Annotated in this window: 23 protein-coding genes; 4 read left to right on the top strand and 19 right to left on the bottom strand. The window is 65.7% G+C overall.

The window, feature by feature from the left end; translation table 11 throughout:
- The first annotated feature begins 35 nt into the window (after nt 1–35).
- Nucleotides 36–905 (top strand): 1,4-dihydroxy-2-naphthoate polyprenyltransferase, encoded by an 870-nt coding sequence (locus CSW57_RS16295; RefSeq protein ID WP_099384535.1) that lies wholly within the window; start codon nt 36–38, stop codon nt 903–905.
- Between the two features lie 74 nt (nt 906–979).
- On the opposite strand, the gene CSW57_RS16290 is transcribed toward CSW57_RS16295, so the two are convergent.
- The 7 genes from CSW57_RS16290 to CSW57_RS16260 all read right to left on the bottom strand — a co-directional run bounded on the left by CSW57_RS16290 (nt 980) and on the right by CSW57_RS16260 (nt 8,062).
- Nucleotides 980–1,822, bottom strand: a complete 843-nt coding sequence (locus tag CSW57_RS16290) for a Clp protease N-terminal domain-containing protein (RefSeq protein ID WP_099383738.1) — start codon at nt 1,820–1,822, stop codon at nt 980–982.
- Nucleotides 1,823–1,854: 32 nt separating this feature from the next.
- Entirely contained in the window at nt 1,855–2,109 is a 255-nt protein-coding gene (locus CSW57_RS16285; protein ID WP_317615600.1) for a helix-turn-helix domain-containing protein, read from the bottom strand.
- A 92-nt stretch (nt 2,110–2,201) separates the two neighbouring features.
- Entirely contained in the window at nt 2,202–3,050 is an 849-nt protein-coding gene (locus CSW57_RS16280; protein ID WP_099383737.1) for an endonuclease domain-containing protein, read from the bottom strand.
- A gap of 140 nt (nt 3,051–3,190) precedes the next feature.
- Nucleotides 3,191–5,731 carry an FtsX-like permease family protein gene (locus CSW57_RS16275; RefSeq protein ID WP_223249304.1) on the bottom strand — a complete coding sequence of 847 codons (2,541 nt, stop codon included), beginning with the start codon at nt 5,729–5,731 and terminating at the stop codon, nt 3,191–3,193.
- On the bottom strand, nt 5,728–6,396 hold the full coding sequence (locus CSW57_RS16270) for an ABC transporter ATP-binding protein (RefSeq protein WP_099383735.1): 669 nt from the start codon (nt 6,394–6,396) through the stop codon (nt 5,728–5,730). The genes CSW57_RS16275 and CSW57_RS16270 overlap by 4 nt, the downstream gene beginning before the upstream one ends.
- Nucleotides 6,397–6,457: 61 nt before the next feature.
- The gene (locus CSW57_RS16265) at nt 6,458–7,600 is read right to left on the bottom strand and encodes a PLP-dependent cysteine synthase family protein (protein WP_099383734.1); all 1,143 of its coding nucleotides are present in this window, start codon (nt 7,598–7,600) and stop codon (nt 6,458–6,460) included.
- A gap of 15 nt (nt 7,601–7,615) precedes the next feature.
- On the bottom strand, nt 7,616–8,062 hold the full coding sequence (locus tag CSW57_RS16260; protein ID WP_223249303.1) for a DUF4229 domain-containing protein: 447 nt from the start codon (nt 8,060–8,062) through the stop codon (nt 7,616–7,618).
- Nucleotides 8,063–8,320: 258 nt separating this feature from the next.
- Between CSW57_RS16260 and CSW57_RS16255 the strand changes: the two genes are divergently transcribed.
- From CSW57_RS16255 to CSW57_RS16245, 3 genes are all read left to right on the top strand, one after another.
- The gene (locus tag CSW57_RS16255; RefSeq protein WP_062797656.1) at nt 8,321–8,572 is read left to right on the top strand and encodes a BldC family transcriptional regulator; all 252 of its coding nucleotides are present in this window, start codon (nt 8,321–8,323) and stop codon (nt 8,570–8,572) included.
- 146 nt (nt 8,573–8,718) lie between these two features.
- A complete protein-coding gene (locus CSW57_RS16250; RefSeq protein WP_099383733.1) occupies nt 8,719–8,967 on the top strand; it encodes a hypothetical protein in 249 nt (82 codons plus the stop codon).
- A gap of 238 nt (nt 8,968–9,205) precedes the next feature.
- Complete coding sequence (locus CSW57_RS16245; RefSeq protein WP_023961395.1) at nt 9,206–9,628, top strand: helix-turn-helix domain-containing protein; 423 nt, start codon at nt 9,206–9,208, stop codon at nt 9,626–9,628.
- A gap of 47 nt (nt 9,629–9,675) precedes the next feature.
- Here CSW57_RS16245 and ccsB read toward each other — a convergent pair whose 3' ends face one another.
- From ccsB to CSW57_RS16185, 12 genes are all read right to left on the bottom strand, one after another.
- Nucleotides 9,676–10,650 (bottom strand): c-type cytochrome biogenesis protein CcsB, encoded by a 975-nt coding sequence (gene ccsB / locus CSW57_RS16240; protein ID WP_030165497.1) that lies wholly within the window; start codon nt 10,648–10,650, stop codon nt 9,676–9,678.
- Nucleotides 10,651–10,673: 23 nt separating this feature from the next.
- On the bottom strand, nt 10,674–12,464 hold the full coding sequence (resB, locus tag CSW57_RS16235; protein WP_099383732.1) for a cytochrome c biogenesis protein ResB: 1,791 nt from the start codon (nt 12,462–12,464) through the stop codon (nt 10,674–10,676).
- Nucleotides 12,461–13,285 (bottom strand): cytochrome c biogenesis CcdA family protein, encoded by an 825-nt coding sequence (locus CSW57_RS16230; protein WP_370624006.1) that lies wholly within the window; start codon nt 13,283–13,285, stop codon nt 12,461–12,463. The genes resB and CSW57_RS16230 overlap by 4 nt, the downstream gene beginning before the upstream one ends.
- Before the next feature lie 5 nt (nt 13,286–13,290).
- Nucleotides 13,291–13,836: a TlpA family protein disulfide reductase gene (locus tag CSW57_RS16225; RefSeq protein WP_099384532.1), complete on the bottom strand. Its 546-nt coding sequence runs from the start codon at nt 13,834–13,836 to the stop codon at nt 13,291–13,293.
- Nucleotides 13,837–13,972: 136 nt separating this feature from the next.
- Nucleotides 13,973–14,605, bottom strand: coding sequence for a histidine phosphatase family protein (locus CSW57_RS16220; protein WP_099383731.1), 633 nt, complete (start codon nt 14,603–14,605; stop codon nt 13,973–13,975).
- A complete protein-coding gene (hemL, locus tag CSW57_RS16215) occupies nt 14,605–15,924 on the bottom strand; it encodes a glutamate-1-semialdehyde 2,1-aminomutase (RefSeq protein WP_223249394.1) in 1,320 nt (439 codons plus the stop codon). The genes CSW57_RS16220 and hemL overlap by 1 nt, the downstream gene beginning before the upstream one ends.
- A gap of 352 nt (nt 15,925–16,276) precedes the next feature.
- Nucleotides 16,277–16,762 carry a ribose-5-phosphate isomerase gene (locus tag CSW57_RS16210; RefSeq protein WP_099383729.1) on the bottom strand — a complete coding sequence of 162 codons (486 nt, stop codon included), beginning with the start codon at nt 16,760–16,762 and terminating at the stop codon, nt 16,277–16,279.
- Nucleotides 16,759–18,540 (bottom strand): dihydroxyacetone kinase family protein, encoded by a 1,782-nt coding sequence (locus CSW57_RS16205; RefSeq protein ID WP_099383728.1) that lies wholly within the window; start codon nt 18,538–18,540, stop codon nt 16,759–16,761. Before CSW57_RS16205 ends, CSW57_RS16210 begins: the two co-directional genes overlap by 4 nt.
- Nucleotides 18,537–19,682, bottom strand: coding sequence for an ABC transporter ATP-binding protein (locus tag CSW57_RS16200; RefSeq protein ID WP_099383727.1), 1,146 nt, complete (start codon nt 19,680–19,682; stop codon nt 18,537–18,539). The genes CSW57_RS16205 and CSW57_RS16200 overlap by 4 nt, the downstream gene beginning before the upstream one ends.
- On the bottom strand, nt 19,679–20,818 hold the full coding sequence (locus tag CSW57_RS16195) for an ABC transporter ATP-binding protein (protein WP_099383726.1): 1,140 nt from the start codon (nt 20,816–20,818) through the stop codon (nt 19,679–19,681). The genes CSW57_RS16200 and CSW57_RS16195 overlap by 4 nt, the downstream gene beginning before the upstream one ends.
- On the bottom strand, nt 20,815–21,678 hold the full coding sequence (locus CSW57_RS16190) for a carbohydrate ABC transporter permease (protein ID WP_062797320.1): 864 nt from the start codon (nt 21,676–21,678) through the stop codon (nt 20,815–20,817). The genes CSW57_RS16195 and CSW57_RS16190 overlap by 4 nt, the downstream gene beginning before the upstream one ends.
- 1 nt (nt 21,679) lies before the next feature.
- Nucleotides 21,680–22,636 carry a carbohydrate ABC transporter permease gene (locus tag CSW57_RS16185; RefSeq protein WP_099383725.1) on the bottom strand — a complete coding sequence of 319 codons (957 nt, stop codon included), beginning with the start codon at nt 22,634–22,636 and terminating at the stop codon, nt 21,680–21,682.
- Nucleotide 22,637: the final 1 nt, after the last annotated feature.

Below are 22,637 nucleotides of genomic sequence, written 5' to 3'. Positions count from 1 at the left end.
ACACCGGGGTCGAGCCCGTGCGCAAGGATGCTCTCATGGCTACCGCAGCGCAATGGTTCGAAGGAGCCAGACCCCGCACCTTCCCGAACGCGATCGCACCGGTGATCGCCGGCACCGGAGCCGCCGGCTGGCTCGACCACATCATCTGGTGGAAGGCCGCGCTCGCGCTCGTGGTGTCGGTGGCGTTGATCATCGGGGTGAACTTCGCCAACGACTATTCCGACGGCATTCGCGGCACCGACGACGACCGCGTGGGCCCGATGCGGCTCGTGGGGTCGAAAGCGGCGAGCCCGAAGTCGGTGAAGACCGCGGCAATCGCGGCATTTGCGCTCGCGGGTGTCGCCGGTCTGGCACTCGCCCTCGCCAGTGCCTGGTGGCTCATCCTGATCGGGCTCGCCTGCATCGCAGCGGCTTGGTACTACACCGGTGGCCGTAATCCGTACGGCTACAGCGGCTTCGGTGAGGTCGCGGTGTTCGTGTTCTTCGGCCTGGTCGCAGTGCTCGGTACGCAGTTCGTGCAGGCCGAGTCGGTCGACTGGGTGGGTCTTCTCTGCGCGATCGCGGTCGGGTGTTACTCCAGTGGCGTTCTCGTCGCCAACAATCTCCGCGACATCCCCACCGACACGGTGTCGGGCAAGAACACCCTCGCGGTTCGTCTCGGTGACAAACGCACGCGGGTGTTCCATACCGTCCTCGTTGTCATTCCGTCGGTGATCTCGCTGGTGCTCATCGCCGCGACCCCCTGGGCGTTGCTCGGACTGGTCGCCGCGCCGCTGGCCGTCAAGGCCAACGCACCCGTCCGGGCCGGCGCCGGGGGTCCGGCGCTGATACCCGCCCTCGCACTGACCGGGTTGGCAATGCTCTTGTGGTCCATCGGGACCGCGGCCGGCCTGCTGATCGGCTGACCCCGGCCTCCGGTTTTGGTGGGTTCAGGCGAGGCTGACCTGCGGTTTTGCACGCCCGAACCCACCTACATCGGCTATGTGGCGTCGGCCGGCTGCAGTGCGGACCGCAAGGCCTCGACCGTGGTTGTCGACTCGATCAACGCGGTGGATGCGGCGTCGCCGGTCGCGAGGATGCCCAGCAGTACGTCCTCGGCCGTGATGTCGCGGTTCGCCTCTCGGGCGATGACGCCAGCATGGGTGATCGCGGACTTGGCGTCTTTCGAGAACTGTGGTCGGCGAGCGCGGCCACGCGGTCCGCGCCTGCCACGGCCGGCCTCGCCTGGTCCGTCATGACCCGGTACGTCATGGCCCGGGCCGCCGTGTCCGGGTCCGCCCCGCCACGGTCCGCGCTCCCCGATGAAGGGCCCGTCCCCGTCCGGTCGCACCCACGGGCCGTCGACGTCGGGGCGCACCCAGGGACCGCCCTCGCCGCGTCGGCCACGGGGGCCGCCGTGTCGACGACCGTGCGGGCCGCGTTCTGAGCGCTCGGCACGTTCGGGTCCACCCGGCCGTCCCCGGCCTCCGCGGCGTTTGCCCCAGTTGTCGGTGATGTCGTCTCCGAAGGCGCCTTTGACCGCTTCGCGCACCTTGTCGAGGTCGATGCCGATGGCAGCAAGGGCGTCGCGATCTTCGTCGATCCGGTCCTTGTCGGGATCGGAGTCAGCGGCGTTGGCCTCATGATGGGCCCGGACCACCTCGCGTGCCTGTGGCAGGTTCAAGCCCTGCTCACCGAGGATACTGAAGGCGGAAAGCCGTGCATTGCAGAGCATTCCGAGGATGAGGTGGTCGTTGCCGAGTGTGGTGTGCCCGAGGTCGGCGGCCTCCTGATACGCAAAAGCCAGGGTTGTCCTGTTGTCACGTGTGAATTGGTGAAGCATGTTGTCTCGCTCTCTGATGCAGCGGCTGACTCTTACTCGCCGCGAAAGTGTTTTTGGTGTACAGCCTGGCGGCTCACCTGGAGTACGTCGGCAATCGCTTGCCAGCTCCACCCTTGTTGGCGGGCGTTGGCGACCTGGACGTCTTCGAGCCGGTCCGCCAACGTGCGCAGCGCTCGCACCGCTGCCAGCCCTTTGGCCGGATCGCGATCTGCAACTGCTGTGGTGATTTCGTCTTGGTTCTCCTGCACGATTGTCAAGTTATCCTGACAAGGCGTGACTGTCAACATTTATTGACACCAGAACCGCCCCGCCCTCCGATTTTGGTGGGTTTGGGTGCAGAAAAGCCCAGGTCACGATCACCATTTCCCACCACTTTCGGCTACGACCGGCCGCGTGCGGCGAGTGCGGCCCGGAGCTGAATGACGAACTCAGCGCGACCGGCCGTGATGTTGCGGGCTGTGACCGCGATGACCAACCACCCCGCTGCTCGTAGCCGGTTCCATCGCTCCAGGTCTCGTGCGTGCTGTTCACTCTCACGGTGATGAGCTCCGTCGTATTCGACCGCGACCTTGAGGCCCGGCCAGGCGATGTCGAGGCGGTACCTGCCGCCCATCACCTCATGCTGCAGGACGAACCCGTCCAAACACTCGTCACACAGGATCAGCCGAAGGCGCGTCTCCCACGGTGATTCCGCGAGCGGGTTCACAAGGCGCAGTGCGGTGATGGCCTTCCCGATTCCCCAGTGGTTCTCCCACCGCTTGAGTTCGACTCTTATCTCATCGAGCATTGTCGGCCTCAGACGAACCATGCCATCCAAAGCCGCTACGGCATCCTCCCGAGAGTTGAATCGCCCGAGGTCGATCCCTGTGCGGGCAAGCGAGGTGAGTCGGACGCCATCGATGTCAACGATGTCATCGTGGTCGATCTGCACTCTGCGGACACAGATTCCGTCATAGCGCCGGTTGCCCTCGATCGGCGCCGTAATCTCGGGCTGCGCGCAGTCCGGGCGGAAGGGATTGCCCCAGAAGTCGGCTGCTGACCAACCGCACAACACGGCGTCCTCGTGCACCATGCCGGCCGCGATCGAGTGCGTTCGAAACGTCAACGGCTGGTCGTTTCGAAGCCACACGCCCCGCGCGACACTGCGATAATCAAGGCGAAGTTCATGCCGCGACATCACGGCCAGCAGGTCCGTCACGCGCGCCGGTCCGGTCGGTAATTCCCCCATGTGGAAAGTCTGCACAGACCGACGCACGAGAATCTCGTGTCAGCAAGGGTTATCCACAGCCCCGACACCCCGAAGTGGTGGGAACGGGCGAGGCTGACCTGGGGAAACGCTCACCCGAACCCACCAAGATCGGGGAGGGGCTACTCGGTGAGGATGGCTTCGCTGATGTTCATGCGGCCGGCGCGGGCGGCGGGGAAGAAGGCTCCGGCGAAACACAGCACAAACGCGACCACCACGTAGATGCCGATCACGATCTGCGGCGAATACTGCACCTGGACCGAGGTGGTCTCGGTGAGGATCTTGTTGCCCACCACGTGCAGAGCGGTGCCCATCACCACACCCAGCAGCGACCCCACAGCAGCGACCGCAGCCGCCTCGGCCAACACCATGCGGCGGACGAAACGCCGCGAGGCTCCCATTGCGCGCAGCACCCCGAGCTCACGTTTGCGCTCGATCACCGACAGCAGCAGGGTGTTCAGCAAGGCGACCGCGGCAACCACCGCGACGATCCACTGGATGGCGATCGCGAACGCTCCGGACTGTTCGACGGACGCCTTCGTGGCGTCGAGACCTTCCTGGCCGGTGTAGACGTTCATGGGCATCGACGTGGCCCCGTCGGCCGCCGCCTCGATCAGCGGACGCACCTGCTCCCGGTCGACGCCGGGCTCGAGATCGACCTGCAAGAACGTCGCCCCGGGTCGATTGAACCACTGCGACAACAAGTCCGACGATATCGCCGCGGTGCCGGAGTTGATGCTGACGTAGTCGACGAGCTGCAGCACCGGCAGTCGGTGGAAACCCGTCGGCGATGCGATCTCCACGGTGTCCCCGGCGTCGACATCGAGGTTCCGGGCCAACGTGTGCGACATGACCATCCCACGTCCGGCCAGCACCTCCTGGATGACCTCCGGGCGAGCCTTGCGGACGAATGGTGCACTCGTCTCGGGTTCCAAGCCCTGCAACAACACTCGCGACTCACCGACATTGACCGCGGCCCACTGACCTCGGACCACCCGCTCGACTCCGGGCACCGCAGCCACCGCCTCGGCGACCGCTGGATCGATGACCGGGCCATCGGGAATGGACGACTTCTCCTGCGACGACACGTAGAAGTCCGGGTCGGCGAGCCCGCTGAGCGATCCGGTGATCGACGACACCAGGTTGTTCATCACGCCAGAGGTGCACAGCCCCACGGTGATCGCCACCGCAACCGTCATCAACGTGGCCCAGGCGCGGCGCGGCGCACGTTCGGTGTTGACCGCACTGAGCTTGCCCGGCCCACCGAACCGGCCGGCCAGCCAGGTCACCGCCGCCACCAGCGGCGGCGTGAGTGCGTAACAGACCAACAGCATTCCGACACAGAAGACGATTCCGGCCGTGACCACGGCCCGGCCCTGGATCTCGTCGGACATCAGCCACCCGGCGACGATGAGCACCACACCCAGTACCGCGCAGATCTTCGCGGCAATGCCGCGGCCCGACTGCTGGTCGGCCGCAACACTGCTCGACATCGCCTCGATCGGCGACACCGTGAACACCGACCGCGCCGCCAGAACACTTGCCGCACAGCAGGCGAGCACACAGGCCACGACGGCTGCGGGCGCCGCGTACCCGGGCAGCGAGAACTCGACGGTCGCACCGTACGACGACAGCACGTCGGGCAATTGGCCGATGGCCCATCGTCCCGCCAGGATCCCGATCGGCACACCGATCAGGCCTCCGACCAACCCGAAGAGCGCGGCTTCTCCGATGAGGTCGGCGACAAGTGGTCCACGCCGCCCGCCCAGCGCGCGGATCATCGCAATGGATGAACGACGCGATGCCACAGCCATGTTCATCGTGTTGAACACCAGGAACCCGGCGATGACCAAGGAGATCAGCGAGACCAGCAGGGTGGAATCGCGCGTGACCGAGGCCGCGGTCTCGGCCTGTTTTGCCCGGAAGTCGGGATCGACCACCACCGCGCGCCCGTCGACGACTCCCTTCAGCTGATCACGTAACTCGTCCGTGGTGGCGCCCGGCTCCTTGGTCACGAGGATCGAGTCCACGCGGCCCTCGTGGTCGGTGATCTGTTGTGCCAGGCCGAGATACGCGAAGACGAAACGTCCGCCGTTGATGGTCTGGGCCTCGGGCGCGTCGATCACCATGGTGACGGTGGTGTCCACCCCGTTGATCGTCACCTCCTGACCCTTCTGCAGTCCGGTGCCCTTGCCGACACTGATACCCGACATCAAGGTGGTGAGGTCGGTGCCCTCGCTGGTCGCGGCGCCCTGCACGGCGTCACGCAGATCGCCGCTGAGCGCGGTGATGTTGTTGTCGCTGCCCAGCACAGTGGTTCGGTTGCCGTCGATGAACACCGAGCTGTTGACCAGTGGGACAACACTTCTGGCCGCCGGGGCATCGCGGCGGATCTCCCCCGCCAGTTGGTCGTCGACACCGGAGTCGACGATGCCCGCGACCTCGAGGTCGGCGGTACCGGAGATGGTGGCGCTGAGCTTCTGCACCGACGAGGTCAACGAACCGTAGGTTCCGAGCACCGCGACCATCAGTGTGGCGGCGACGACGATCACCATCAGAGAGGTGATCACCCGCAGCCGGTGCCCCAGCAGCTCACGAAGATTGACGACCCGGACACGAGTGGCCCCGGCGAGCAGCGAACCCACTAGCGGGAGACGGCTCACTCCTCGATCTTTCCGTCGCGAACCGTGATCGTCTGGTCGGCGTGCGCCGCGGCCTTGTTGTCGTGGGTCACCATCACCACCAGGCGCCCATCCCCTTCGTGGGCCACCTCGGTCAGCAGTTGGAGAATCGATTCGCCCGTGTGGGAGTCGAGGTTGCCGGTCGGTTCGTCGGCCAGCACGATGCGCGGGCTCATGATCAGCGACCGCGCGATGGCGACGCGTTGCATCTGCCCGCCCGACAACTCCGACGGACGATGCTTGGCCCTGTCGCCCAGACCGACCCGGTCCAGCAGCGCGATCGATTCGGCCTTCGCCGATCGCAGTGACCGCCCATCGAGAAGCCTTGGCAGCGCGACGTTCTCCCACGCCGACATGGTGGGGATCAGGTTGAAGAACTGGAAGATGAAGCCGACCCGATGCCGCCGGAACTCGGATTGCTCGACCTCGGACAGGGCCGCGAGATCAAGACCGTCCACCACGATCTTTCCCGAGTCGGGTACGTCCAGCGCCCCCAGGACGTGCAGCAAGGTGCTCTTGCCCGCACCGGAGGGGCCGACAATGGACACGAAACGACGGCCTTCGAGGGTGAGGTTCAGCCCGTCGAGGGCGCGCACCTTCTGCTTGCCCATCTGATACTCGCGCACCAGGTCGGTCGCCTCGACCATGAGCCTCGGCGGTTCGGCGACCGCGCCGTGTCCCCCACTTCGGTCGGGGTGTGGACCCTGCTCACTCACTCCACTGTCCGGAGGCGAAGAACTCATCCAAAATCCCCTCTGCCCGGCCCAGGTCCAGTCCGTTACCTGCAAGCCATTCGTCGTTGTAGTAGGTCCCCGAGTACCGATCACCGCCATCACACAACAGCGTCACCACGCTGCCCGCCTGCTTGTTCGCCCGCATCTCGGACACCAGTCGCAGGGCGCCCCACAGGTTGGTCCCGGTGGAACCACCGACTCTCCATCCCAGCACGTCGCTGGCTCGGCGCGCGGCCGCGATACTTCCCGCGTCCGGTACCGACACCATGCGGTCGATCACCTGCGAGATGAACGACGGTTCCACCCGCGGACGGCCGATCCCTTCGATACGCGACGACCGCGCGCCACCCGCCGGCGGTTCCGCGCCATCTCGATAGGCCGGATAGAAGGCCGAGTTCTCGGGGTCCACCACACACAACCAGGTGCGGTGCCTGCGGTAGCGGATGAACCGTCCGATCGTTGCGGAGGTGCCGCCGGTGCCCGCCCCGACCACCACCCAGGTCGGGACCGGATGCTCTTCCTGCGACAGCTGACTGAAGATCGACTCGGCGATGTTGTTGTTCCCCCGCCAGTCGGTGGCCCGTTCGGCCATCGTGAACTGGTCGATGAAGTGCCCGTTCGTCTCGTCGGCCAGTCGCTGCGCCTCGGAGTAGACCTCGTCGGACCGATCCACGAAATGGCAACGGCCGCCCTGGCGTTCGATCAGCGCGATCTTCGCCGGCGACGTGGTCCTGGGCATCACCGCGATGAACGGCACCCCGATCAGCTGAGCGAAGTATGCCTCCGACACGGCGGTGGACCCGGACGACGCCTCGATCACCGTGGTGCCCTCGGTGATCCAGCCGTTGCACAACGCGTACAGGAAGAGCGAGCGTGCGAGGCGGTGCTTGAGCGAGCCTGTGATGTGGGTGCTCTCGTCCTTCAGATACAGAGAAATCCCAGCCGAGCCCGCGCCGTCTTCCCACCGCGACCACGCGGGGAGCGGAAACCGCAGCAGGTGGGTGTCGGCGCTGCGGGTGGCGTCGGCATCGATCAGCCGCACGGCATTGTCGACCCATCCGCGGTCGGACCTGCGGTCGATGTCGTGCGTGCGTGCTCCCCCATCGGCAGAGGTCATGTCATTCCCGTCTCGTCACACACTCGACGAACCGGAGCCACCGTCGGACTCGGGCCGTCCCTCGCCGCGCAACCTGGCGTTGAGGTTCTCGCGCTGAGCCTTGCGGCCGGCATCCACGGTCGCGATGCCGACATTGACGCGGTCACGCAGTCCACGGAACAGGACCATTCCCAGGGGCAGCGCGATGATCACCGCGAAGAACGCCGCAACCAGGATCGGGACGTCCACACCCACCGCGCGGCCGAGAAGATAGATACCTCCTGCCAACGCGATCACCAGGGCGATCCGCGCAACGGTGAAAGCAAGCAGATCGAACGCGAGACGGCGGCCTGCCCCCGGGCTCGGTTCCACGGCCGGAGCCGTTTTCTTCGCCGACGGCGCGCGCCGGCCGCCCCGCTTGTCGTTCTTGGATCCGCCTGCGCCGTCAGGTCCGGTTCCGGCTCCGGCTGCTTGTTCGCTCACGAACTAGACCTTACTTCTCTCCGCACCGACCCGAAACGGGCGCCTTTGCGATCCCTTTACCAACAGCTGACCGTTCGAATACCTGGGGTTTCGGGTGTAACCATGAGGTCGCGGTGACTCGCGGATCGTCGCGGCCACCGACACCCGCAGGACTCTTCGCGACCCGCCGAAACCTCCGTCAGGAGTCACGGCGCGGCCGATGTGAGGCCGGACTCGATAGGAGCACAAATGACGTTTGCAAGCCCCCACGGTGCAAACATGCCGAACTCGGGTATCAACGGATCTGCAGCAGGTATCGCCCCGCCGACGCTGAGTCCGCAGGCGGCGAGCCAGCACACCCTCACCCCCGGCCAGGTCGCCGCCATGTTCAACGTCAATCCGAAGACTGTGGCGCGTTGGGCCAGTTCAGGCCTCCTGGGGGCCATCCGCACCCCGGGCGGTCATCGCCGTTTCCGGGAGTCCGACGTGGTCGCCCTGCTCAATCGGCGGACTCCCGCAACCGGCAGCTGACAACCGACTCAGGCCGAACCGCAGGCAGCTCAGGCGATACCGCAGGATCGCGCCGAACGTAGCGGTCCACACTCACCACGCCTGGCCTCTCACGAGCCTGCCTCCCGTAGCCTGGAGGGCACGGCTTTGATTTCGGAGGTGCCGACATGATTTACCTACTCGCCATCATCGGCTTGCTGGCACTCACATACCTGGCATGGCGTGCGTTCGGCCCTGACGCCCCTGCGATGCCGGGGCAATCGGGTGATCGCACGCCGGGTCGTCAAATTCGTCGCGGACCGGTCGGTCCCGACGACGATCCTGAGTTCCTCAACGACCTCGACCGCAAGGCCCGAAATAAAGATCCCAAATTCCAAGCCGATGGTGACGACAAACCCAGCGCCACCGACCAATAAATTCCGGTTGGGCTACTGACCTGCACAACTGTCCAAAGTTTGTTGAACCAACGTCCAGGTTCTGCTGGTTGAGACCAGCGTTTTCGGGCGTAAACATGTGCACATTCTTAAGTAAGTCAACCCTTGGTTCGGTGTGCTTTTCTGGGTACCCATTTTGCGAACTTTAAAGGTAGAGTCTCGGTCTAGTTCGATCCTGCAATACCGCCGGGGTCAAATTAGAGGTCTGGGAGATAGAGAAGTGGCAGCTGTACAAGATGGAAAGAGCTTTGCCGAGCACCTGAATGAGCTGTTCAGCACCGTGCGCGACGAAAACGGAATTCCTTACACCGGCAAGAAGATCGCGCTGAAGGCGAACCAGCTGGGATACACGCTCAGCGATGCGTACATCTCGCAGCTTCGTACGGGCAAGGCCAAAACCCCGTCGTTCCGCACCGTCGAGGCGATCTCGCGAGCATTTGAGATCAGCGTCACTTATTTCCTGACTGATCCCGACGAAGACCTCAAGCGGGTCGAGCAGCAGCGCGAGTACGTCCAGATGGCCGCCGAGACCGGCGCCCACCTGGCCGCGTTCCGCCAAGAGGCCATCTCCACCGACACCCTCGATGTGGTCATCGAGCTACTCAAGGTCGTCAAGAAGCAGCAGGCCGACCGCGACGAGTGAGCATGGTCCGGCGGACCCTCGGGTCCGGCGGTCCACCTCGGGTCGGGTCAGAGTCCGGCGTACGAATGTAGGCCGGACACAACCAAATTGATGATGAAGAGGTTGAACAACATCGCCACGAAACCGGCGATGTTGATCCACGCGGCGGCGGTGTTGCGCCACCCTGCGGTTGCGCGGGCGTGCAGGTAGGCCGCATAGATCACCCAGGCGATGAACGACACCGTCTCCTTGGGATCCCAGCCCCAGAATCGGCCCCATGCCGCCTCGGCCCAGATGGCTCCGCAGATCACGCCGAGCCCGAAGAGGGGGAAGGCGAAGACCACGGTCTTGTATGCCAGTCGATCCAGGGTCTGCGCGGGTGGCACGCGTTGCAGGATGCGTCCCCAGAACCGGTCGCTCGGGTTGGGGTACTTGAGCTTCAGCAGGTACAGGATGCTCGCGACACCGGATACCAGGAACACCCCTGAACCCGTCGCGACGATCGAGACGTGGATGGCAAGCCAGTACGACTTCAGGGCGGGCACCACCGGGGCGGCGTTCGTGTACAGGTAGGTGCCTGCGATAAACAGCAGGATCACCACGGGCAACAGGACGAACCCGAGCAGCGGCCGGTACTCGCGTTTACGGAGCACGAACAGGGCGGCGACCATGCCCGCCGCACACGAGATCGAGACGAACTCGTACATGTTGCCCCACGGAGCGCGACCGGTCGCGAAACCACGAAGGACGATCGACCCGATCTGCAGGGCGGTCGCGAGCAACACCACGCCGAACGCCATCTTGGCCAGCCGATCACCGAGCGGCGCCTTGGCCGCCGTCTCGAGCTTGCCCGGGGTGCGGACATCCGACGCGGGCACCACGGTGGGGCCGGCGCCTGCAGCGACGAGTTCAGCCGACTTCTCGACGACCTGTCGCTTGCTGGCCAGCGCGGCCAGGAACATGACCATCGCCAGTACGTAGACCGTCAGCGCGGTCCCGAAGCACAGATCCGAATATCGGGACAGCGTCTCGTTGACGTCCATCGCTCACCTTCCGCAGCCGATCGCTACTTACGCGTGTTGCCCTGTGTGGCCTGGTTGCCGGACGCAGGCGGGGTGATCCCCAGCAGGTCGGCGACCATGTCGGGGAAGCCCTCTCCCCATCCGGCCTGGTCGGTCCGGGCCAGCCCGGCCATCTCTACTACACAGCGTCGCACATCCAGAGTAGAGGTCTCGGGCCGATTGTGAGAATCCGGTCCGTGAGCGGAATCGCCAGCCTGATCTGCGGCATCTGCGGGCGCCCGCGCACCGGCATCGTCAAGGCTCGTACCCGCGGCCAGTGGTGTGATCCGAGCCCAGACACGGCGGCGCTTGATCAACAGCGAGACCAGCAGCCCCGCCAGCATCGCGATCGACGAACCGAGGACCCAGTTCTGGGCAGGGTCGTGGGACACCTGCATCGACACCCAGCGCTGATAGCCGTCGAAGGAAACGGTGGTGCCGTTCTCCAGGGTCGCCTTCTCTCCCTGTTGGAGGTTGACCCGCTCCTTCTTGAGCAACCTCCCCTGGTTGATGAGGTTGACGTCCAGGCTGAACACATTCTGCGGACGGCCGGTGTCGAGGCCGGTGTCGCCCTGATAGATGTCGACGGCGACGGCGGGGTTCTCCGGTAGCGGGAACGACGACGTCATCAGGCCGCCGTGGAACACGGCCGTCGGCGCGAACAGCCCCTCGATCGCTATCTGGTTCTTGCGCCGCTCGTCCTCGTTCGGGTACAGCCCGGCGGGGGTGTCGAACCGGGCCGCACCGCTCGACATCATCGTCTGCAGTTCGTTGGGCTGGAACGGCACGGTCTGCGAACGGGTCTCGCCGTTCGGGAAGGTGACGGTGAAGGTGGGGGCGAAGCCGTTGCCCAGCAGGTAGATCCGGTCGCCTGCGATCCGTAGCGGATGGTTGACCTTGACCTCTGCGTCTTTCCAGGTGTCGCCGTCGATGTCGTCGCCGACCTGGTACCGCACCTTCGAGCTGTAGTCCTCGGGCTGGCCGGTGGGCAGGAACTTGGCCTCGAACGAGTCGACCTGCATGCAGAACTCGTTGAGATTGGTGCCGTCGACCAGGTTGCCGGCCCGGAACGAGTCGTAGACCGCCGTGGAGGTGTTGCACAGGCCTTCGTCGCCGTTGGCCACCAGGATGCGGGTGCCCTCGTAGCCGTACAACTTGCCGGCCGCGATCGAGACGAGCAGCGCCAGGAGAGCGAAGTGGAAGACCAGGTTTCCGAACTCGCGCAGGTAGCCCTTCTCCGCGGAGATCTCGGTGACGGTGACCACCGAGCCGTCGGCTTCGGTGCGCTGCGTGGTCCGGGTGGTCTTACGCCATCCGCGGAGTCCGTTGTTGATCCGCTCCGCGATGGCCTCGGGGCTGCCGTCCACCTCGTGGCTCTCGTGCCGCGGCAACCGTCCGAGGTTGCGCGGCGCGGCCACCGGCCGCGCCCGAAGGGACTTGGCGTGCTCCACCATGCGCGGGGTGAGGCATCCGACCAGGGAGATGAACAGCAGCGCGTAGATCGCGGTGAACCAGACACTGCCGAAGACGTCGTACATCTGCAGTTTGTCGAACAGCTCACCGAAGAAACCGTGGTCGGCGATGTACTGCTCGGTCTTCTGTTCGTTGAGGTCGCGTTGTGGCAGCAGCGCGCCGGGAACCGCGGCCAAGGCGAGGAGGAACAACAGGGCCAGCGCGGTGCGCATGGACGTGAGCGAGCGCCAGAGATTACGCGCGGGCCACAGGAGGTAGCGCTTGATCGGGCTGGGCGGTGGCACCTTGCCCGGCTGCGGTGCCCTGGTGGCGGTGGCGGTCATATCGGCAGCACCGTGTCGGTGACGAACATGTCGCGGACCCAGACGATGAACTGATCCCACAGTCCGGTCACCAGTGCCACGCCCACGACAACCAGTAGTACACCTCCGAAGATCTGGATTGCCCGGGCGTGACGGCGCATCCAGCCCACCGCACGCAGAGCCCACGCGGAGCCGAAGGCCAGCAGGACGAACGGCAACCCGAGCCCGAGGCAGTAGAAGACGATCAAGGTGACCCCACGCGCAGCCGTTGCACCCTCGGTACCGCTCGCGGTGGTGATGACGGCAGCAAGCGTGGGACCGAGGCACGGTGTCCAGCCGAGTGCAAACACTGCGCCGAGCAAGGGTGCACCGACGAGATTGGACACCAGTCGCGGATGAAACCTCGCGTCGCGCTGCAACATCGGGATCAAACCGATGAACACCAGCCCCATGATGATGGTGACGACTCCGCCGATGCGTTGCAGCAGTTCACGATTGACGATGAACGTGCTCGTGATCCCGAAGACCGATGCGGTGGCGAGGACAAACACCACCGTGAAGCCGAGGACAAACAGCAGCGCTGCACCGGTGACCCGAAGTCGCCCGGCCTTTCTCGACTCCTTGGGCGACATCGCCGGCGCCTCCGCTCCGACGAGACCGGCAAGGTAGGAGAGGTAGCCGGGCACCAGCGGCACCACGCACGGCGAGGCGAAGGAGACGAGACCGGCCAGCACACACGCACCGAGAGCCAGCAACAGTGGGCCGGTCGAGACGGTGTTGGAGAAGCTGTCTCCCACACCGGCGAGCGTTGCCGTGCTCTGGGCTCCGGCGCTCAGCATCATCGACGTCATTGCTGCGGCGCACTCTCGGCGGCGACCCGCTCGACGACAGGCTGCAATTCTTCGGCGGTGATCGCCTTGAGGAACACCGCGGCCGCGCGGTGGTCGCGGTCGAGGACGAGGGTGGTCGGAACCACAGATGTGGGGGTGGTGAGCTTGGCCAATGTGCGGCCGGGGAAGTCGAAGATCGACGGGTAGGTGACGCCGCGGTCCTTCACGAAGTCACGCGCCGTGCTCTTCTCGTCGCGCAGGTCGATACCGAGAAAACTCACGCCCTGGGCCTTGGTGGCTTCGTACACCTGCTCCAGGGCCGCGGCCTCGCCGCGGCACGGGCCACACCACGAACCCCACACGTTGATCACCACGACCTGTCCTGCGAAGTCGGACAGGTTGATGGTCTTGGCGTCGTCGAGCAGATCCTCGCCGGAGATGGCGGCCACCTTGCCGCGGTCGGCGGGAGGATCGTAGAAGATGACCGTCTTGCCGCCGGGCGAGACGAACTCGAAGGTGTCGCCCTGGGCGACCGCGTCATCGCCGGTGCTGCACGCCGTCATCACGAGCAGGGTCACCAGGCCGAGGACGGCCAGTAGACCCAGTCGCCATCCCAACGGGGCCAGTACGCGCGCAACACTGCGCCCGCGGCCGAGTTGGCCCCCATTGTCGTTCGCCGTCAAGATGTTCCGTTTTCCCTCAAGCTCCTGTGGCGAGCGGATCAGATGATCCGGCCGGCTCGGAGTACACGATGTCGACGAGTGCATCGCCGTCGTACAGAAGGCTGGTCAGCGACGCCAGCGAACACTGCCGCTTACGCGGGTCGTGCCAGAGGCGCTGGCCCTCGAGGAAACGGCGCAGCGTGTAGACGGGCAGCTGATGGCTGACGCACACGGCCTCATGGCCACGAGCCTCCTCGCGCGCCTTGTTGGCGACGGCGAGCATGCGGTGCGCGAGCTGGATGTAGGGCTCGCCCCAACTGGGGGTGAACGGGTCGCGCAGTTTGGGCCAGTGCCGCGGCCGACGCAGAGCTCCGTCGCCAGCCGAGACACGCAGGCCCTCGAAGGTGTTCTCGGCTTCGATCAAACCCTCGTCGGTGATGATCTCCAGGCCGTGCGAGGCGGCGATGGGAGTGGCCGTCTCCTGCGCACGCTGCAGCGGCGACGCGAACACATGAGTGATGTCGTGGTCGGCCAGGGAGTCGGCGACCTTTTGCGCCTGGGACGCGCCCAGCTCGGAGAGATGAAAGCCCGACAGGCGTCCGTAGAGGATGCCCTCCGGGTTGTGTACCTCGCCGTGCCGCATCATGTGCACGATGGTGCGCTGCTGCATCAGTTCTCCTTCCGAGCACGTGCAGCCGCGGCCGCAGCTGCCGGTAGTGCGTCGGCAATGACACCGAAAGCATCCCCGTCCAGCGCCGCGGATACAAACCAGGCTTCGAACGCGCTGGGCGGCGGGTATACCCCGGCGTCGAGCAACGCGTGGAAGAACGGCGCAAAACGCCAGGTCTCGGTGTTCTTCACGGCCGCGTAGTCGTTGATGGCGGCATCGGGTCGCGTGGTGAAGAAGACACTGACCAGGTTGCCTGCGAACTGGACGCGGTGGCCGACTCCCTCCGCGGTGAGCGCCTCGCCGATCAGGGAACCGAGCTGTTTGGAGTTCGCGTCGAGTGCCGCGTACACGGAGTCGTCAGCATGGCGCAGGGTGGCGAGACCGGCCGCCACCGCGACGGGGTTCCCGGACAGGGTGCCGGCCTGGTAGACCGGGCCGGCGGGCGCGAGGTAGGCCATGATGTCGGCGCGGCCACCGAAGGCAGCGGCAGGCAGGCCGCCGCTCATCACCTTTCCGAAGGTGTAGAGGTCACCTGCGACACCCTCGAGGCCGAACCAGCCGGCTTTGCTGACGCGGAATCCCGTCATCACCTCGTCGATGATCAACAGGGCACCATCGGCCGACGTGATGTCCTTGAGACCCTGGTTGAAGCCGTCGACCGGGGCCACCGCGCCCATGTTTCCTGCCGCCGCCTCGGTGATGATGGCGGCGATCTGACCGGGGTACGCGGCGAAGGTCTCGCGGACTGCGTCAAGGTCGTTGTACGGGAGCACGATGGTGTCTTGTGCCTGCGCGCCGGTGACGCCGGGTGACGTCGGCAGTCCGAGGGTCGCGACGCCCGAACCCGCGTCGGCCAGCAGCGCGTCGACGTGGCCGTGGTAGCAGCCGGAGAACTTGATGATCTTGCTGCGACCGGTGAACCCGCGGGCCAGCCGGACCGCGGACATGGTGGCCTCGGTGCCCGAGTTCACCAACCGGACCTGTTGCACCGGGTCAACTCGCGCGATGATCTCCTCGGCCAGATCGATCTCGGCCTCGGTGGGTGCACCGAACGACAAACCTGTGGTCGCGGCTGTCTGCACCGCCTCGACGACGGCCGGATGGGCGTGACCGAGAATCATCGGCCCCCAGCTGGAGACAAGGTCGACGTAGCTGTTGCCGTCGGCATCGTTCAGCCGGCACCCGGAGGCACTGGAGATGAATCGGGGTGTACCCCCAACCGAGTTGAAGGCACGAACCGGCGAGTTGACCCCGCCGGGTATGGAGCGTGAAGCGCGCTCGAACAGCTGGGCGGAACGGTCGGTGGTGTGCGGCACGATCTCCAGTGTGGCAAATGTCCTGATGTGACCCCGGCCATGGATGACTTACGCTGCTCCGGGGTGCTGCTGGGCCGGGGGCTTTCATGGGGGAAATGTTTGCGGTCGGCGAGGTCGACGCAATTGACACAGTGGTCGAATTCGGCCGGCCCGAACGGCGCTGAACCCAGAGTGTGAATCATTGGCCCAACATCGCCCTGAAAACTGACGGATACGGCAGGGGCGAGGGAGTATTGCCCTCGAAGTCCCGTATGTCAACAGTTTTGAGGGCGGGCAGGTGCTTGCACCTGGGAATGGTGGGCCCGGGGAACGCGACCGGGGAGAAACGTTCTACCCGGACCCACCAAGTTCTGCCTCAGCCGGCGGTCTTGTGCTCGTAGTCGTCGATGGCGGCGACCTTTCCGGCCGAGGCGCTTTCGGGGTCGAAGGTGTAGTCGAGCCACTCACGGGCCAGCCGGCGGGCCAATTCGAGCCCGACCACCCGCTGTCCGAAACACAGCACCTGTGCGTTGTTGCTGAGCACCGACCGCTCGACGGAGAAGCTGTCGTGCGCGGTCACCGCCCGCACACCCGGCACCTTGTTGGCACTGATGGCCACACCGAGCCCGGTGCCGCACACCAGCAGCGCGCGGTCGGCCTTGCCCTCGGCGACCATCCGCGCGGCCGTCACGGCGACGTGGGGGTACGCGGTCTGGTCGTCGGCACCGACACCGACGTCGACGACGCTGTCGACCCTTCCGTCGGACTGCAGGTCAGCCTTCAGGGTCTCCTTGTACTCGTAGCCCGCGTCGTCGGATCCGATGACGATGCGTAGTGCGCCGTAGTTCTGTGAATCGGTCATGAGTGAGATGTCCTCTCATCGCTTGAGTGCCCTGCGCCCACGAGGGCACTGGTTCGGTCGGCGATTGCCTGCACCGACAGGGCCAGTGAGATCGCGCCGGCATCGGGTGTCCCGACGCTGCGTTCGGCGAGGGGCCGGGCACGGCCGACTTTCGGTCGTAATCGAGCTGTGGCCTGTGCGGACTCGTCGGCCACCACTGCGGCGGCCGACCAGGCCTCGTGCCAGCCGACGCCATCGGCAGCCTGTCGTTCGATCTCTTCGACAAAGGGCCCGAGCGCGTCGAGCATCGTCTTGTCGCCGGGCGCAGCACCGCCGAGATCGACGAGTGCCTGATACCCGTCGCGCAGACCGGCACCGAGCAGTGCGGTGTCGGGTGAACCGGTGTCGCCGAGCCGGGCGCCGAGTGCACCGAGCAGCGCACCCCACAACACACCCGAGGTGCCGCCTGCCTTTGCGGCCCAGGCTTTTCCGGCGGCGGCGAGTACCGATCCGGCACCCGCCTGAGCGGCTATGGCCTCATCGGCCGCGGCGACAGCGGCCGAACTGCCCTTGACCATTCCGCGGCCGTGGTCACCGTCGCCTGCCACGGCATCGATGCGGCCGAGTTCCGTCTCGGCGCCGGCCACCGCATCGGCAAGAGCGTGCAATGCCTGTCCGACCACCTGTCCGGTGCGGCGACCCGCCTCGTCCGAGAGAGATGCCAACGCGGGGGCCGCGGCGACCACGACTTCATCTGTCTTCGAACGTAACTGCGCATCACCCATCGACGGGCCGACGTGGTCGCCGGTCATCTTCCGGTAGGCAGGGGTGTCGGCGGGGGCCGTCCAGAAACGCTCGAGGTCGTCGTCGAGCCACATCACGGTGAGCGAACAACCGGCCATGTCGAGGCTGGTCACCAGCTCCCCCACCTCGGGATCGATCAGGGTGTACCCCGCCTCGCGCAGCAGCGCCGACGCCGTGGACCACACCACGAACAGTTCCTCGTATTTGGTGCGGCCGAGCCCGTTGAGGATCACGGCGATCCGCTTCGAGTCGGTCGTGGGAGCTGCGGCCAGCACGCCGTCGACCAGTGTGCGGGCCAGTTCCTCGGCTGTCGGCATCGGCTCGTCGGCGATGCCGGGTTCACCATGGATGCCGAGGCCCACACCCATCTTCCCGGCCGGGACGGTGAACAGCGGGGCATCTGCCCCGGGCATCGTGCATCCGTCGAAAGCGACACCGAGTGTGCGCGTCGCGTCGTTGGCCCGGCGGGCGATCTCGAGGACGCCCGCCATGTCCCGGCCGGCATCGGCCGCGGCACCGGCACACCGGAACACCGTGAAATCGCCTGCGATGCCTCGCCGTCGGGACTCTTCACCCGCCGGTGCACTGGCGACGTCGTCGGTGACCGCGAGGTAGTGCGCATCGATTCCCGCGGCCCGCAGCTGCTGCACAGCGAGCCCGAAGTTCATCACGTCGCCCGCGTAGTTCCCGGTGGTCAACAACACGCCGGCACCGCCGTCGGCAGCGCGGGCCACCGAGGTGGCCTCGTCGGTGGACGGCGAGGTGAAGATGTTGCCCACCACGGCCCCGTCGGCGAACCCCGGGCCCACGACGCCGCAGAACGCGGGGTAGTGACCGGAGCCGCCGCCGACCACCACCGCGACCTTGCCCGGTGGCGTCCGGTGCGCACGCACCACTCCCCCGGGTACGGCCGCGACGTACCGGGAATTGGCATCGCAGAAACCCGCGAGCATGTCCTCGGAGAACCGCGACGGGTCGTTGAACAACCGGGTCATCGCAACCGCTCCCCGCCATCGGCGTCGAAGAGGTACACGCGCTCGGGTGGGGCGCCGATCTCGATCTTCTGGTCGGTGGTGAAGTGGTCCTCGGCGGGCGTCTGTACGACGATCCCTTCCTCGATGCCACTGATCGTGCAGGTGGCCAGACCGAACTCGAGGAGATGCTCGAAGTACGCCACCGACGCCGACACGGTCGGATCACCGGCGGCCCGGACAACCGAGCAATCCTGCGGTCGCAACCCCACCGACACCCGGGTGCCATCGGCGATCGGGCCACGCACGGTGGTCGCCAATCGCCCTGCACCACGCCCGATCTCGACGAAAACAGTCTGGTCGATGGTGCGAGTGACACCGCGCAGCACGTTGATCTGCGGTTCGCCCACGAACTCGGCCACGAAGAGATTGGCCGGGTCGTCGAAGACCTCGTCCGGCGTGCCGAACTGCTGGATCACGCCGTGGTTCATCACGGCGAGACGGTCGGCGAGCGAGAGCGCCTCGACCTGGTCGTGCGTGACCACGATGGTGGTGTATCCGAATTCGCGCTGCAGCACCTTGAGTTCGCGGCGCACCCGTTGCCGGGCCGATGCGTCGAGGTGGCTCAGCGGCTCGTCCAGCAGCAGTACCGGTGGGTTGCGGACGAGCGCTCGCGCCAGCGCCACCCGCTGCTTCTGACCACTCGACAGGCTCGCCGGCCGAAGCGGCAGCAGGTCTTCCATCTCCAGACGACTGGCGATGGTCTCCACCAGCTGGTCGGCCCCGGAAACCTTGCGGGCCTTGAGGCCGTACGCGAGATTGTCGCGGATCGACATGGGCGGGTACAAAGCGTAGCTCTCGAACCCCACGCCGATGCCCCGCTTGGCTGCGGGCAACTGCGAGATCTCTTTGTCGCCCACCTTGATCGAACCGGAGGTGACGGTTTCCAGACCGGCAATCATGCGCAGGGTTGTCGTCTTGCCACAGCCCGAAGGACCGAGCAATGCGACGAGTTCCCCTGGGGCGATGGTCAGGTCGATGCCCTTGACCGCCTGGAAACTCTCGCGGCCGCGGGCCGAGTACGTCTTCACCAACTTGTCGAGGGTCAGGCTCTTGGCGACGTCAGACGACACCTGACTCGGGGCGGGGATGGTCGTCGAGCTCACCGGGTTGCCTCCATTTCCGATTGCACGTTCGATATCAGCCGCACGCTGTCCGCGCCGGTCTGCTCGGCGTCGAACACGTGGACATCGCGGGTGGCGACGGTGAGGCTCACCTCGGTGCCTTCCGCGAAATGTTCGCGCCCGCTGGACAATGCGATGATCTGCCGTCCGCACGAGTCGATGGTGAGCTCCACGTTCCGGCCGAGTCGTTCGGCCAGCATCACCCGACCGTGCAATTGCATCGCATCGTCGGGGATCCGCTCGCCGCGACCCAGCACCTTCAGATCGCAGGGCCGCAGTCCGACGCGCACGCGGTCGCCCGACGACGCCATCACGCCATCCGGCACCCGCACCCTTCCCGATCCGTCGCCCAACCGAGCGGTCGGGCCATCGATCACAGCGTCGACGACGTTGATCTCGGGTTGCCCCAACGACTTCGCCACGAAGGTGTCGGCCGGGCTGCGCCAGATCTGCTCGGGCGTGCCGACCTGGACCAGTTCTCCGTCGCGCAGCACCCCGATGCGATCACCGAGCGCGAGCGCCTCCTGGTAGTCGTGCGTGACGTAAATGGTGGTGGTACTCGACATCTGGCCGAGTTGCTTCAGCTCGGCACGCATCGCCGCGCGGAGCTTGGCGTCGAGGTGACTGAGCGGTTCGTCGAGCAGGTAGACATCCGCCGGTCGCACCAGCACCCGGCCGAGCGCAACACGCTGTCGCTGTCCGTTGGACAGCTCACGGGGAAAGCGCTCGAGCAGATGGTTGATGCCCAGTGTTGTGGTGACCTGATCGATGCGCTGCTTGCGTTCGGCGTCGGTGTACTTGCCCGTCCGTCCCGACTTCAACGGCGACTCGAGGTTCTGCGACACCGTCTTCTGTGGATACAGCGCGTAGCTCTCGAACGCCATCGCCACGTTCCGGCGGTAGGGCTCCACCAGTGTCATGTCGACGCCGCCGATGTGCACCGAACCGGCATCGACGTCGACCAGACCGGCAATCGACTTGAGGGTGGTGGTCTTTCCCGCTCCACTGGGTCCGAGGATGACGAAGAACTCGCCGTCCGCGATGTCGAGGGACAGGTCCTTGATGCCGACCGTCTTGCCGTAGTTCTTGCTGAGGTTGTCGAGCCTGAGAGTGCTCATGCTTTCACCGCTCCAAACGAGAGACCGCGGACGAGGTAGCGCTGAATGGTCAGCGCGAGGATCAGCGGGGGCAGCGCCGCGATGACCGCCGCTGCCGCGGTGAGGTTGTAGTAGGCCTGACCGCCACCGCCGAGGAACTTGGTGATCGCCACCGTCACACCGGCATTGCTGTCGGCGAGGATCAACGGGAACACGTAGTTGTTCCAGGCGAAGATGAACGCCAGCAGTCCGGCGGCCGCGATGCCCGGACGGACCAGCGGCAGCGCCACCATCACGAACGCCCGGGACCGGGTGTAGCCGTCCAGCAGGGCCGCTTGCTCCAGGTCTTCGGGCAGATCCTGGAAGTAGGAACGCAGGATCCACACCACCAACGGCATGGTGACCAGCTGCAGCACCCAGATCATTCCGACGTTGGTGTCGAAGAGTCCGATCTGGTTGTAGATGACGAACAGCGGGACGATCACCATGAGCTCTGGGGCGAACCGGAACGAGAGCATCTGGAACATCAGATCCTCACTGCCGCGGTACTTCCACCGGCCGGCCGCGTAGGCCGCCGGGATACCGATGACCAGCGACACGATGACCGCACCCCCGCAGTTGATCAGGCTGGTCAGCAGCGATGCCTTGAAGTCGACGCTGGTCAGCTCGGTTCCCTTGTTGGACAGCACCGTCGAGAAGTTCTCCAGGGTGGGGCTGAAGGAGAAGTAGGTGCTGGTCTGCTGCTCGGTGTTCTTCAGCGAGAGGATCACCATCCAGATGATCGGGAACAGCGAGAAGATGAACCACGCGATGAGGGTGAGGTCGGCCGCAACCGATCCGACGGTGAAACGTTTTTGACCGGGCAAGAGTTCACGCGCCATGTCAGGACTCCGCTCCCGCAGCTCGTCGCTGCGCCTTTCCGAGCACGCTGACGAGAACGCGTGCGGTGATGAACACGATGATCCAGAGCAGCAACATGTAGGTCGCTCCACGGGAGTAATCGAGATTGATGATCGCGTCCTCGAACGCGCCGATCTGCAGGGTGCGGGTCGAGACGCCGGGGCCGCCCGCGGTGAGCACGTAGATCGCGTCGAACACCTTGAGGTTGTCCATGAACCGGAAGATGACGGCCACCAGGATGTATGGCCACAGCATGGGCAGCATCAGTTTGCGGAACATGAAGAACCAGTTGGCACCGTCGACCTCGGAGGCCTCGAACGGCTCCTTCGGCAGCGAGCGGATGCCCGCGAGCACGAGGATCGCGACAAAGGGCGTGAAGATCCAGACGTCGACCAGGATCACCGACCAGAGCGCATTGGTGCTGGACAACCAGTCGAAGGTGTTCCCCAGTCCCAGAACGTGATTGAGGATTCCGAACTGCGGGTTGAACATCAGCTTCCAGATCACGCCCGCGATGACGGGTGCGATCATCAGCGGCAGGATCAGGACCTTCTCGAAGATCTTGCCGATGATGCTGGAGCGGTTGAGCAACAGCGCGAGGCCCACGCCGAGGACGGTCTCGACCGCCGTGGCGACCACCGCGAACACCCCGGTGACCTGCACGCTCTGCCAGAAGATCTGGTCGCCGAGCACGGAGGCGAAGTTACGGAAACCGACGAACACGGGATCGGGGTTGACGGCTGCGTAGTTGAGCACCGAGTAGTAGGCACCGACGAAGAACGGGTACAGGATGCCGATGACGATGACGAGTGCGGGGAGCGAGAGCAGGTAGGGGCGCAGCCGTCGGCGCCAGGTCGGCACCTCGACCGGTTTGTCCGCACGGACAGGCGGCTGGCCCGAAACACCATCCGTCGTCGCCTTTGACGCTTGAGTGGTCATT

Source organism: Williamsia muralis, assembly GCF_002735905.1.
Taxonomy (GTDB): Bacteria; Actinomycetota; Actinomycetes; order Mycobacteriales; family Mycobacteriaceae; genus Williamsia; species Williamsia muralis_A.
This window is presented reverse-complemented; position numbering and strand designations above follow the sequence as displayed.

What these genes read in the sequence shown, in the direction of transcription:
- CSW57_RS16290 (WP_099383738.1), bottom strand. Translation starts at nt 1,822, where the DNA reads ATGCTTCACCAATTCACACGTGACAACAGGACAACCCTGGCTTTTGCG.
- CSW57_RS16225 (WP_099384532.1), bottom strand. Translation starts at nt 13,836, where the DNA reads ATGACGGCGTGCAGCACCGGCGATGACGCGGTCGCCCAGGGCGACACC.
- CSW57_RS16190 (WP_062797320.1), bottom strand. Translation starts at nt 21,678, where the DNA reads ATGGCGCGTGAACTCTTGCCCGGTCAAAAACGTTTCACCGTCGGATCG.
- CSW57_RS16295 (WP_099384535.1), top strand. Translation starts at nt 36, where the DNA reads ATGGCTACCGCAGCGCAATGGTTCGAAGGAGCCAGACCCCGCACCTTC.
- CSW57_RS16265 (WP_099383734.1), bottom strand. Translation starts at nt 7,600, where the DNA reads ATGACCTCTGCCGATGGGGGAGCACGCACGCACGACATCGACCGCAGG.
- ccsB (WP_030165497.1), bottom strand. Translation starts at nt 10,650, where the DNA reads ATGGACGTCAACGAGACGCTGTCCCGATATTCGGATCTGTGCTTCGGG.
- CSW57_RS16280 (WP_099383737.1), bottom strand. Translation starts at nt 3,050, where the DNA reads ATGGGGGAATTACCGACCGGACCGGCGCGCGTGACGGACCTGCTGGCC.
- CSW57_RS16270 (WP_099383735.1), bottom strand. Translation starts at nt 6,396, where the DNA reads ATGGTCGAGGCGACCGACCTGGTGCGCGAGTATCAGATGGGCAAGCAG.
- CSW57_RS16205 (WP_099383728.1), bottom strand. Translation starts at nt 18,540, where the DNA reads ATGACCCGGTTGTTCAACGACCCGTCGCGGTTCTCCGAGGACATGCTC.
- CSW57_RS16210 (WP_099383729.1), bottom strand. Translation starts at nt 16,762, where the DNA reads ATGACCGATTCACAGAACTACGGCGCACTACGCATCGTCATCGGATCC.
- CSW57_RS16285 (WP_317615600.1), bottom strand. Translation starts at nt 2,109, where the DNA reads ATGTTGACAGTCACGCCTTGTCAGGATAACTTGACAATCGTGCAGGAG.
- resB (WP_099383732.1), bottom strand. Translation starts at nt 12,464, where the DNA reads ATGACCGCCACCGCCACCAGGGCACCGCAGCCGGGCAAGGTGCCACCG.
- CSW57_RS16255 (WP_062797656.1), top strand. Translation starts at nt 8,321, where the DNA reads ATGCCGAACTCGGGTATCAACGGATCTGCAGCAGGTATCGCCCCGCCG.
- CSW57_RS16185 (WP_099383725.1), bottom strand. Translation starts at nt 22,636, where the DNA reads ATGACCACTCAAGCGTCAAAGGCGACGACGGATGGTGTTTCGGGCCAG.
- CSW57_RS16220 (WP_099383731.1), bottom strand. Translation starts at nt 14,605, where the DNA reads ATGCAGCAGCGCACCATCGTGCACATGATGCGGCACGGCGAGGTACAC.
- CSW57_RS16230 (WP_370624006.1), bottom strand. Translation starts at nt 13,285, where the DNA reads ATGATGCTGAGCGCCGGAGCCCAGAGCACGGCAACGCTCGCCGGTGTG.
- CSW57_RS16195 (WP_099383726.1), bottom strand. Translation starts at nt 20,818, where the DNA reads ATGAGCACTCTCAGGCTCGACAACCTCAGCAAGAACTACGGCAAGACG.
- CSW57_RS16250 (WP_099383733.1), top strand. Translation starts at nt 8,719, where the DNA reads ATGATTTACCTACTCGCCATCATCGGCTTGCTGGCACTCACATACCTG.